Below are 10,805 nucleotides of genomic sequence, written 5' to 3'. Positions count from 1 at the left end.
CACGGCGCCGGCCGGTTCGGGATTCCGACGGTGTTCGTCGAGTACGGCTACGGCGCCGCGGAGGAATCCGAACACGCGCACACGGCCGTCGGCAGCGTCGCCGAGCTCGGGAGGATCCTCACCGGTGAGCGCTGACGTTCTGCATGTGACGTTCGTGTGCACCGGCAACATCTGCCGGTCCCCGATGGCCGAGAAGATCTTCGCCCACCATCTGCTGAAGGAGGGGCTCGACGGACGGGTGCGGGTGAGCAGCGCGGGCACGCACGGCTGGCACATCGGCGCCGAGGCCGATCCGCGCACCAACGCGGTACTGCAACGCCACGGCTATCCGACGGGTCACCAGGCTGCGCAGCTCGGCGCCGAGCATCTCGAAGCCGACCTCGTGGTGGCCCTGGCCACCGGCCACGACCGCGCGCTCGCGCATCTGGGGATGCCCACCGAGCGCCGCGCCCTGCTCCGCAGCTTCGATCCGGACGCCGACACCGATTCGGTACCGGATCCCTACTACGGCGGTCTGCCGGAGTTCGAGCTGGTGCGCGAGCAGATCGAGGCGGCGATTCCGGGCCTGCTCGCATGGGTGCGGGAACGGTGAGGCACAGATCACGGGCTACCGTGGACACGTGCGACGTCTGAAGTTTCTGCTGCGCCCGAGCTGGTTCTTGCTGGCTGTGGTCGTCGTCGGCTTCGCCTACGCATGCTTCACGGTCCTCGCGCCGTGGCAGCTGGGCAAGAACACCAGGACGAGTGATCGCAACGACCGGATCGCCGAATCGTTGTCGCAGGATCCGGTTTCCGTCGGTGAGCTGGTCGGCGACGGGGAACCCGCGCAGGACGACGAGTGGCGACGGGTCACCGCGACCGGTAGCTACCTTCCGGACTCCGACGTGCTGGTTCGGTTGCGCAGCGTGAATTCCCAGCCCGCGTACGAGGTGCTCACCCCGTTCGCCCTGGACGACGGGCGCACGGTGCTGGTCAACCGGGGTTACGTCCGTCCCGCACTCGGCACCGAGGTTCCGCCGATCGAGCCGGCCCCGACCGGGCAGGTGACCCTCGAGGCGCGCATCCGCATGTCGGAAGGCACGGTGCCCGGCAAGGAACCGTTCCGGGACGCCGGGTTCCTGCAGGTGTACTACATCGACACCCCGCAGGTCGCGGCCGCCACGGGCATCGACCTGGCCGGCGGCTACCTGCAGCTCGCCGAGGGGCAGCCCGGCGGTCTCGGCACCATCCCCCTGCCGCAGCTCGACGCCGGGCCGTACCTGTCCTACGGCCTGCAGTGGCTGGCGTTCGGCATCATGGCGCCGCTGGGGCTCGGCTACGTCGTGTGGGCGGAACTGCGCGAACGACGCAAGGAGAAGGCACGGACCGCCGAGGTGCCGGACCCGGAGACCCCGCCGGCGCCGCGCACCACAGAAGAGAAACTCGCCGACCGCTACGGCCGGTCGCGGTGAGCGCACCGCACGACAACCGCGAAACGCCCGAGGAGCATCCGATGTACGCGTCCGTCGACGACTATCTGGCCGACAAGGACCCCGCCGGCGTCGAGGGGTTCCTCCGGTTCCGGGACATGGTGCTGGCGCTCGGCGCCGACGTCGACGAGCGCGTGCGGCGGTCGGATGTCGTGTGGGCTCGCGACCGGGTGTTCGCGGCAGCATTCGTGTACTCGACGCGACTCGAGGTCGCGATCGATCTGCAGCGGCGCATCCATCACCCTCAGCTGCGGGAGGCGTTCCCGACGACGGACACGGTGACCACCCACCGGCTGAGCATCACCTCGCCGGACCAACTCGACGACCACGTCGCGACGCTGCTGGCCGAGGCGTACAAGACCGCGGGCAGCAACGGCCACTGACGGCTCCGCCGTGACGGCCACTGACGGCTCCGCCGTGACGGCCACTGACGGCTCCGCCGTGACGGCCACCGACGGCCCCGCCGTGAGGTCCCGCCGGTCGGGCTAGTCGGCGACCGTGCTGCTCGGCGAGACAGGGTGCGCCTCGGTCACCGGAGTGCGTTCCGGCCGTCCGATGAAGAACGACACGGCCAGCGCGAGGAGCGAGACGATCCCGCCGTACAGGAACGCGGTGTGGATACCGGCCTGGGCGGCGTCGACCTCGGTTGCACCGTCGGCGAGGCGGTCGGTCGCCGTATAGGTCATGACCGTGACGAACAGTGCCGTGCCGGCGGCGCCGGCCAGCTGCTGGATCGTGCTGAAGATCGCGCTTCCGTGCGAGTACAGCTCGTCCGGAAGCGACCCCAGCGACGAGGTCATCAGCGGTGTCATGACCGACGCGAGTCCGCCCATCAGCAGCGAGTGGATCAGCACGACCATCGGTAGTGCCGACTCGGCGTCGAGCATCGCCATCAGCCACAGTGCCGCGGCGACGACGGCTGCACCCGAGATGACGAGCACGCGCGGGCCGGTACGGTCGTAGATCCGGCCGACGAACGGCGACAGCACGCCCATGACGAGCCCACCGGGCAGCAACAGCAGGCCCGTGGTGAGGATGTCGATGCCGCGGACGTTCTGCAGGTAGAGCGGCAACAGAATCAGGGCGCCGAACAGCGCCATCATGCTGATCACGAGCATGCCGAGTCCGAGGCTGAACGCCGGTGTCGAGAACGGGCGCAGGTCGAGCAGGGCGCGGCCGTCGGACTGCCGGGAGAGTTGCCGCATCACGAACACGGCCAGCGCGACCACGCCGACGGCGAGCGGCACCCACGCCGGGACCTGCGAGTCCTCCGCGGCGTGGCCGATGCTGCTCAGCCCGTAGACGATGCCGCCGAACGCGAGCGCCGACAACACGACCGAGATCACGTCGAGCGGCGCCTTGCCGGTGGTGGTGACGTTCTTGACCAGGACCGATCCGACGACGAACGCGACCAGCGAGATCGGCAGGACGATCCAGAACATCCAGCGCCAGTCGAACGCGTCGAGGACGATGCCGGAAATCGTGGGGCCGATCGCGGGTGCGACCGCGATGACGATGGAGATGATGCCCATCATCCGTCCACGCCGGGCGGCCGGGACGACCCGCAGCACGGTGGTCATGAGCAGCGGCAGCATGATGGCCGTGCCCACCGCCTGGGTGACCCGGCCCGCCAGCAGCAGCCCGAACCCGGGCGCGGACGCCGCGAACAGCGTGCCCAGGCTGAACACACCCATCGAGGCCATGAACATCGGCCGGAGCGGGAAGCGCTGGAACAGATAGCCGGTGGTCGGGATGACGACGGCCATCGTCAGCAGGAACCCGGTGGTGAGCCACTGGGCGGTGCTCGCGGAGATGTCGAGGTCCACCATCAGCCGCGGCAGGGCCACGCTCATGATCGTCTCGTTGAGGATCATCACGAACGTCGCGACGACCAGCACACCGATCAGCAGTCCGCTTCCGGGTGCCATCCTTTCCTCGGCGTCGGCGTCCAGGTGCTCTTGCGCCTGTGGTGTCTGCATGTCGAGGAACTTTCTGGATGGTTGGTCGAGCGCCACTATCGCCGCCGCTTCGGAAGGTGCCAGTCTCCCGCTGTTCGGAAACGGCCGTCAAATCGTTTTCGAATCCGACGGCAGCGAGTTCGCCCGAGGAACTCACCGGAATGGGTACGGACGATTCGGCGCGACCCGGCCCCTGCCGACCGCACAATGTAGCGATGACGCACCGGCGTACGGCTGCTTCCCTGTTCGGTGTGATGCCCGGACTCGAGGCCGTCGCGACCTACCGCAGGAGCTGGCTCGCGAAGGACATCGTCGCCGGAATCGTGTTGTCGACGCTGCTCGTCCCGCAGGGCATGGCCTACGCCGAACTGGCCGGGTTGCCCCCGATCACCGGCCTCTACACGAGCATTCTGTGCCTGCTCGGGTACGCGGTGTTCGGCCCGTCCCGCATTCTCGTGCTCGGCCCGGATTCGTCGCTGGGCCCGATGATCGCGGCGACGATCCTGCCGCTCGTCGCGGCCGGAGGCGACCCGGCGCGGGCGGTCGCGCTCGCGTCCATGCTCGCGATCATGGTCGGTGTCGTCATGATCCTCGCGTCGATCGCCAAGCTCGGTTTCATCGCCGACCTGATCTCGAAGCCCACCATGATCGGCTACATGAACGGCCTGGCCCTGACCATCCTGGTCGGCCAGTTGCCGAAGCTGTTCGGGTTCTCGGTGGACTCGGAGAACTTCTTCGGAGACATCACCGGATTCGTGAAGGGTGTGGCGAACGGAGAGACCAACGGAGCGGCGGTCGCGGTGGGGCTCGGCGGGATCGCCCTGATCCTCGCGATGCAGCGGTGGGTTCCGAAGATCCCGGCGGTGCTGGCGATGGTGGTGCTGGCGATCGCCGCGTCCTCGGCCTTCGGACTGGCCGATCGCGGCGTGTCTCTCGTCGGGGAACTGCCGCAGGGTTTCCCGCCGCTGACGATCCCGCACGTGGAGGTCGACGATCTGGCGTTGCTGTTCGCCGGCGCGGTGGGGATCGCGCTGGTGTCGCTGACCGACACGATCTCCACCGCGTCGTCGTTCGCGGCGCGCACCGGACAGGAGATCCGCGGCAACCAGGAGATGATCGGGATCGGTGCCGCGAACGTGGCCGCCGGGCTGTTCCAGGGCTTCCCGGTGAGTACGAGCGGTTCGCGGACCGCGGTCGCCGAACGTTCGGGGTCGAAGACGCAGCTCACCGGCGTCACCGGTGCGGTGCTGATCCTCGTGATGATCGTGTTGCTGCCCGGCCTGTTCCGCAATCTCCCCCAGCCGGCGCTGGCTGCGATCGTCATCACCGCCTCGTTGTCGCTCGCCGACATTCCCGGGACCGTCCGGTTGTGGCATCAGCGCAGGACCGAGTTCACCTTGTCGATCGTCGCGTTCCTGGGTGTCGCGATCCTGGGCGTGCTGCCGGGCATCGCGGTCGCGGTGCTGCTGTCGGTCTTCAACATCTTCCGGCGGGCGTGGTGGCCGTATCAGACGGTCCTCGGCCGCGTGCCCGGCCTCGAGGGATTCCACGACGTCACCGTGCATCCCGATGCGCGGCACCTCTCCGGCCTCGAGATCTACCGGTTCGACGCGCCCCTGTTCTTCGCCAACGTCAAGACGTTCCGCGACAACGTGCGACGCCTGGCCCGCAGCGACCCGAAACCGCGGTGGATCCTCATCGCCGCTGAACCGATCACCGACGTCGACACCACCGCAGCAGACGTGCTGTTCGAACTCGATCGCGAGCTCGACGCCCAGGGCACGTCACTGGTGTTCGCCGAGCTCAAGCACCCGGTGCGGATGAAGATCGATCGCTACGGCCTGGCCGAGGCCATCGAACCGGCGCACTTCTTCGGCACGGTCGAGGAGGCCGTCGCCGCCTACATCGAGCGCACCGGGGTCGACTGGACCACCGAGTCCTGAACCGTCCGATTGTCGTGTCCCCGCCCGAAACGGACCCGGCGATGCAAGGATGCGAATTCGGACACGAAGCGAAGGGAGTCGATGCCGGTGCCGGCTACCACGGTGAAATCCGCACGCAAGAATCTGAAAAGCCTGGTCCGCGAGGTCAACGGCGACACGGTCGCGGTCGAGATCGTGGGTGATCAGGGCAATGCGGTGCTGATCTCGCTGGCCCGGTACACCGCGTTGCGGGAGGCGACGTTCCTGCTGCGCTCCCCCGAACTCATGGACAGCCTGCGCCGGGAGGCCGCCCGGTCGCTGTCCCCGCCGGCACCGGGTGACGACTCCGCGGACAGCGAACCCGCGGCGTCCGCCGAACCGGTGGTGACGACACCACCGCCCGAAGCGAAATCCCGCACCCGGAAGAAGAACAAGAGGAAGAAGAAGCGGGCGCACCGTCGCTGACGGGACTCGCATATAGTTGCGTAATCAACTATATTGATCGAGTTCACCCGAGCGAGGAGCACACGTGCCGGAAACAGTGCTGCCGAAGACCGTGATCCAACGTTCCCGCGACCGCGCGCGCCAGCGCCTCGGCTGGATCGACACCGCACAGAGCTTCCCGTTCGCCGGCAACTTCGACCTCACCGAGCACGCCCACGGCGTCCTGATGGTCAACAACGAGGACATCGTCGACGCCGGCCACGGATTCGACACCCACCAGCATCAGGACGTCGAGATCGTCACGTGGGTGGTGAGCGGCTCGCTCGTGCACCAGGATTCGCGCGGCAACAGCGGCATCGTCCACCCCGGCCTCGCACAACGGATGAGCGCCGGCCGCGGCATCCTGCATTCCGAACGCAACGACCACCGCCGCGCGGACGGATCTCCGGTCGCCGACCCCGTCCACGTGATCCAGATGTGGATTCCACCGGACGAGTCCGGCAGCGAGCCGAGCTACCAGGAACTGCCCATCGATGCCGAACTCGACGCGGGCGCACTCGTCGTCGTCGCATCCGGCCTGCCCCGCCACCGCAACGACGCCGCCGTCGGATTGCACAACAGGTATGCCGGGCTGCATGCCGCCCGATTACAGCCGGGACGGACGGTGACGATCCCCGACGCGCCGTTCGGCCACCTGTTCGTCGCACGCGGCACCGTCGACGTCGAAGGATCGGGACCACTCGAGCACGGAGATGCGCTGCGGCTGACCGGTTCCGGAGGCCAGCGGGTCAGTGCGGTCACCGACGCCGAGATCCTGATCTGGGAGATGCACGCGAGCTTCGATCGCCGGCCTTCACGCCGGTAGCCCACCCGTGACGCCGCTATCGAGAGTCCGCTTCCGGGTGTTCCCGGAACAGGACCTCCGAGAGCGGTCGGCGCGGCGTCGGGGTCTCCGAAGCCGGTGATGTGCGGATGCCGACCCTGATCAGCACCTGGGGGACGCCGTCCCCGGTCAGCCCGCGGAGAAACGCCCGCGAATCCTCGGATTCGGTCAGGTGGGTGACCGGGCAGGTCGCCAGTCCGCGGTCGGTGCAGGTGAGGAGCACGACCGACAGGGCCTCGCCGCACCGCAGCCAGTCGAGCCGAAGGTCAGTGGCAGTGGAGAGCAGCAGTATCGCCGCGTGGTCCACTTCACCGGCGGTCTCGCTCGTCGCTCGACCGGGCGGGAACTCCCGCTCGATCGCCACCGCGCTCCCGGCGGCCGGGAGGGTCTCGGCGGGAACGCCCTCGGGAAATATCGCGTGCCCGGTCCACCAGTTCAGCTCCGACAGGTAGCCGGAGTCGGCGCGCCTCTTCCCGCTGATTCGGCGGGACATGTCGTCGAGAGCGGCTCGTTCGTCCTCTCCGATCACGTCGAGACGTGCACCGGCGTGCTCGGCGAGTTCCTGCAGAAGCGTGACGGTGGAGGGCAACTCCGGCGGCGCGGCCATCGGCAACCGCTCGGTGCGACGTCGGGCGATCGCCGCTGCCAACCGGACCCCTGTGTCGGAAGGTTCGGTGTCGGACGATCCGGTGTCGGACGATTCGTCCAGTCGGCGGAACCGGAGTGTCGCGAGGCACTGCCGGTCCGGCGAGCGCGGCATCCGCTCGATCTCCGACGACCACCGCTGCGCGGCGAGTGCCGTCCGCAGGTGGTGCAGCGCCGTCCCACAGGAGAGCACCATCTGGCGACCGGACGGATCCGTGGCGGGCAGGATGCGATCGTTGTCGCAGTAGAGCGTCAGCGCGTGAGCGCCGAGAATCCACCGCCAGGGCTGGCTGTTGTGGAGCGACGGCGCGCGGCAGGCCAGCGCGACCGCGGACTCGAGGGTGCGACGGTCCGGCATCGACTCCGCTGGTGTCCCCATTGCATTCCCGGGTTCTCTCGTCGGCTCCGTGAATACCAGTCTCTCACGTCACTGCGCGCCGGCCGCGATGGTGCGCAACGTCGCGCGCATGATGTGCCCGACGAACGGCCGGATGATCCACCAGTAGCGCATCATCTTCTTCCGCGAATCCGGATCGGTGGTCTGCGTCCGGCATTCGTAACAGACGACGCTGCGGCCGGGCCCGTTCGCTCGAACCGAGAAGTGACATCCGATCTTCCCCCAGCCGGGCTCGTCGAACCCGCGGAAACGATCGAGCGGAACATCACGCCACTCGATGTCGGGCTTCCAGAACTTGCCGACCGCACCGAAGGCGATCTCTCGATCGGGTACCTCCCCGAGAACCAGCCAGCCCGGCAGACCACTCGACGCCGGATCGGCGAACAGGCGCAATGCGGGCAGTTCCGGAGACGGTTTGCCGGACAGGCGTGCCGGTAGGCCACGCACGAAGAACGCCGCGGTCAGCAAAGGTGTTCGCACGGTGAGGAAGTCGAGATCGTGCGCAGCGCGGAAGACGGCGGGAACCTCCGCATCCACCACGAGCTGTTCGGTGAGAGCGACGTCGTACACCGGCAGGTGAGTATCGAGCAGATCCGCCGGGCCGGTGCCGGTCACGTCGTCACCCTCCGGCTCCGCGTGCACGATCGAGCAGGATCCGCTGTTCGGCCTGCGCCACCGTCCGCCTGGTCTGCGGCGCCGCATCGGGCGTCACCGACACCGAGGTGATGCCGCGCCGGACGAGGTGCTCGGCGAGTTCGGTGCTCGTCGACACGGCCTGGCCGCACAACGAGGTGGTCAGCCCCGCCGCCGACGCTCGCTCGATGATGTGGTCGATCGCGTCGAGGACGGCCGGATCCATGGTGTCGAACAGGTCGCGGCACACCTCCGAGTCGCGGTCCACGCCGAGCATCAGCTGGGTCAGGTCGTTGGTGCCGATCGACACCCCGTCGATGCCGAGTTTCGCGTATTCGGGCAGCCAGTACACCACCGACGGCACTTCGGCCATGATCCAGCGCAGCATCCGGCGGTCCGCCCCGAGCGGATGCGCATCGAGCTGCGCCAGGCACTCCTTCAGCTCCCAGCGGGTGCGCACGAACGGGATCATCAGGTGCACGTTGGGATGTTGCTCCCGAACCCGGTGCAGCACATCGAGATCCAACGAGAACAACTCCGGATCGCGGACGTAGCGGAAGCAGCCACGATAGCCGATCATCGGGTTTTCCTCGTCCGGCTCGATCTCGCCGCCCTCGAGATCCGCGAATTCGTTGCTGCGCAAGTCGATCGCCCGGTACACGACCGGCCGCGGTGCGAACGCCGCCGCGATCCGGGCGACCCCCTCGGACATCTTCGCCACGTACTCCTCGCGCCGGCCCTGCCCGATCAGGCGTGCCGGATGTTCCCCCGCGAGGGCCTCGGTGATCATGAACTCGGCCCGCAACAATCCGACCCCGTCGACGTCGGTGGCAGCGACCGCCTCCGCCGCATCCGGCGTCGCGAGATTGACGTACACCGAGGTCGCGGTGACGGTCGGAGCGGCACCCACGGCCGCCGGGGCCGCCGTCGCCGCCGCGGCCGGACGGGCCTCGGTGTGCACCTTCCCGTCGAACACTGCGCCTGCGTCGCCGTCGACGGTGATGAGCTGCCCGTCGCGCAGGTCCGTGGTCGCGGTGCGTGCACCGACCACCACCGGTTTGCCGAGTTCCCGCCCGACGATCGCGGCATGGCAGGTGATGCCGCCACCGTCGGTGACGATGCCGCCGGCGCGGCGCAGGATGGGCAGCCAGTCCGGCCGGGTCATGGGCGCGACGATGATCTCCCCGTCGGTCAGGCGTTTGCCGTCGACCAGCTCGTGGAGCACCCGTACCCGACCGGTGGCCACGCCTGGGCCGGCACCGAGGCCGGTCAACAACGGTGTCGCGTCACCGTTTCCGGACGGCCCGCCGGACGAGGACGTGTCGAGCGTGGTGATCGGGCGGGTCTGCACGATCCACAACTCGTTGTCCGCGAACGCGAACTCGAGATCCTGCGGGGAACCGTAGTGCTGCTCGACACCGGCGGCGAGACGCGCGACCCGTTCGAGCTGGTCCTCGTCGAGCACGCGGGTGCCGCGCGCCGGATCGACCGCGACCCGGCTGTCGCCGGTGTCGGTCGAGGCGATCTGGAACTCCTGATGCCCGAGGTGGACGTCGAGCACCTCGAAGCTGTCCTTGGCGACGACGTAGGTGTCCGGCTCGACCTGCCCGCCGACGACGACCTCGCCGAGGCCGAGCGCCGCCTCGATCACGATGCGATCGCGTTCGCCGGTGCGGGGGTCGGCGGTGAACGCCACCCCGGACGACTCGGATTTGACCATCACCTGCACTACGACGGCGATGGACGGCTCGTCGGCCACCCCGCGCAGCCCGCGGTAGGTGCGGGCCCGCTCGGACCACAACGACGCCCAGCACGCCTGCACGGCCCGCACCAGCGCGTCGGCGCCGATGATGTTGGTATAGGACTCGTGGATACCGGCGAACGAGGTGTCCGCCGCGTCCTCGGCAGGCGCCGACGATCGCACCGCCACCGGCACATTCGTTCCGAGGGCCTCGTACGCCGAGACGATGTCCGCGCGCATCTCGTCCGGGATCGTCGACTCGGTCACCAGCGCGGCGAGTTCGGCCGAGGTGCGGATGAGCGTGGCGTCGTCGATGTCCGGGGCCGGGATCGCCTCGGCCGCCAGCCGTTCGCGCACACCGGCCGCCTGCATCGCGTCGAGGTACGCGTCGGTGGTGACGGCGAACGCGGCGGGAACCGGAAAACCCGCCCGCGTGAGCTCGCCCAGGTTGGCGGATTTTCCGCCGACGGTGGGCGCGTCGTCCGCGCTCACCGATTCGATCGGTCGTACCCAGACCTTGTGTTCACCCATCGGTGGCTCCCTGTGTTCCCCGGCGAACGGCTCACCCCCTGTGCACGGTAAACCGATTTCGTGCATTGCAGGGCCCGGATCGGAGATCTGCTGCTCAGACGGCCGGTGTTGCGCGAAGTATCCACTGTTCGGCCTTCGCCGGTGCCATGATCGGAACACGAGGGGTAGAGCTCGTTCGTCCG

Annotated in this window: 10 protein-coding genes; 6 read left to right on the top strand and 4 right to left on the bottom strand. The window is 68.6% G+C overall.

What is annotated here, in order from left to right; translation table 11 throughout:
• The first annotated feature begins 124 nt into the window (after positions 1-124).
• Genes ACN675_RS13070 through ACN675_RS13060 form a run of 3 tightly spaced genes read left to right on the top strand, consistent with a single transcriptional unit; the run spans position 125 to position 1,852 of the window.
• Positions 125-592: a low molecular weight protein-tyrosine-phosphatase gene (locus ACN675_RS13070; protein WP_420751239.1), complete on the top strand. Its 468-nt coding sequence runs from the start codon at positions 125-127 to the stop codon at positions 590-592.
• Positions 593-620: 28 nt separating this feature from the next.
• A complete protein-coding gene (locus ACN675_RS13065) occupies positions 621-1,451 on the top strand; it encodes an SURF1 family protein (protein WP_420751238.1) in 831 nt (276 codons plus the stop codon).
• A 41-nt stretch (positions 1,452-1,492) separates the two neighbouring features.
• Positions 1,493-1,852 (top strand): DUF5655 domain-containing protein, encoded by a 360-nt coding sequence (locus ACN675_RS13060; RefSeq protein WP_420751242.1) that lies wholly within the window; start codon positions 1,493-1,495, stop codon positions 1,850-1,852.
• Between the two features lie 102 nt (positions 1,853-1,954).
• Here the strand turns inward: ACN675_RS13060 and ACN675_RS13055 are convergent, their stop codons facing one another.
• Entirely contained in the window at positions 1,955-3,448 is a 1,494-nt protein-coding gene (locus ACN675_RS13055; protein WP_420751237.1) for a DHA2 family efflux MFS transporter permease subunit, read from the bottom strand.
• Positions 3,449-3,642: 194 nt separating this feature from the next.
• Here ACN675_RS13055 and ACN675_RS13050 point away from each other — a divergent pair, with 194 nt between their 5' ends.
• The 3 genes from ACN675_RS13050 (at position 3,643) to ACN675_RS13040 (ending at position 6,658) form a co-directional block, all read left to right on the top strand.
• Entirely contained in the window at positions 3,643-5,370 is a 1,728-nt protein-coding gene (locus tag ACN675_RS13050; protein ID WP_420751236.1) for a SulP family inorganic anion transporter, read from the top strand.
• An 81-nt stretch (positions 5,371-5,451) separates the two neighbouring features.
• A complete protein-coding gene (locus tag ACN675_RS13045) occupies positions 5,452-5,814 on the top strand; it encodes a type II toxin-antitoxin system Phd/YefM family antitoxin (RefSeq protein WP_420751235.1) in 363 nt (120 codons plus the stop codon).
• 64 nt (positions 5,815-5,878) lie between these two features.
• Positions 5,879-6,658, top strand: coding sequence for a pirin family protein (locus tag ACN675_RS13040; protein WP_420751234.1), 780 nt, complete (start codon positions 5,879-5,881; stop codon positions 6,656-6,658).
• A gap of 16 nt (positions 6,659-6,674) precedes the next feature.
• Here the strand turns inward: ACN675_RS13040 and ACN675_RS13035 are convergent, their stop codons facing one another.
• Genes ACN675_RS13035 through ppsA form a run of 3 tightly spaced genes read right to left on the bottom strand, consistent with a single transcriptional unit; the run spans position 6,675 to position 10,623 of the window.
• A complete protein-coding gene (locus tag ACN675_RS13035; protein ID WP_420751233.1) occupies positions 6,675-7,700 on the bottom strand; it encodes an Acg family FMN-binding oxidoreductase in 1,026 nt (341 codons plus the stop codon).
• A gap of 48 nt (positions 7,701-7,748) precedes the next feature.
• Positions 7,749-8,333 (bottom strand): hypothetical protein, encoded by a 585-nt coding sequence (locus ACN675_RS13030; protein WP_420751232.1) that lies wholly within the window; start codon positions 8,331-8,333, stop codon positions 7,749-7,751.
• 4 nt (positions 8,334-8,337) lie between these two features.
• Positions 8,338-10,623 (bottom strand): phosphoenolpyruvate synthase, encoded by a 2,286-nt coding sequence (ppsA, locus tag ACN675_RS13025; RefSeq protein ID WP_420751231.1) that lies wholly within the window; start codon positions 10,621-10,623, stop codon positions 8,338-8,340.
• Positions 10,624-10,805 lie beyond the last annotated feature (182 nt).

This window comes from Rhodococcus sp. O3 (assembly GCF_048897285.1).
Classification (GTDB): Bacteria; Actinomycetota; Actinomycetes; order Mycobacteriales; family Mycobacteriaceae; genus Rhodococcus.
The sequence above is the reverse complement of the archived record's forward strand: the minus strand, read 5'-3'. Positions and strand labels throughout refer to the sequence as shown.

Excerpts from the sequence above, each read along its gene's own strand:
- ACN675_RS13045 (WP_420751235.1), top strand. The coding sequence starts at position 5,452 with ATGCCGGTGCCGGCTACCACGGTGAAATCCGCACGCAAGAATCTGAAA.
- ppsA (WP_420751231.1), bottom strand. The coding sequence starts at position 10,623 with ATGGGTGAACACAAGGTCTGGGTACGACCGATCGAATCGGTGAGCGCG.
- ACN675_RS13035 (WP_420751233.1), bottom strand. The coding sequence starts at position 7,700 with ATGGGGACACCAGCGGAGTCGATGCCGGACCGTCGCACCCTCGAGTCC.
- ACN675_RS13060 (WP_420751242.1), top strand. The coding sequence starts at position 1,493 with ATGTACGCGTCCGTCGACGACTATCTGGCCGACAAGGACCCCGCCGGC.
- ACN675_RS13050 (WP_420751236.1), top strand. The coding sequence starts at position 3,643 with ATGACGCACCGGCGTACGGCTGCTTCCCTGTTCGGTGTGATGCCCGGA.
- ACN675_RS13055 (WP_420751237.1), bottom strand. The coding sequence starts at position 3,448 with ATGCAGACACCACAGGCGCAAGAGCACCTGGACGCCGACGCCGAGGAA.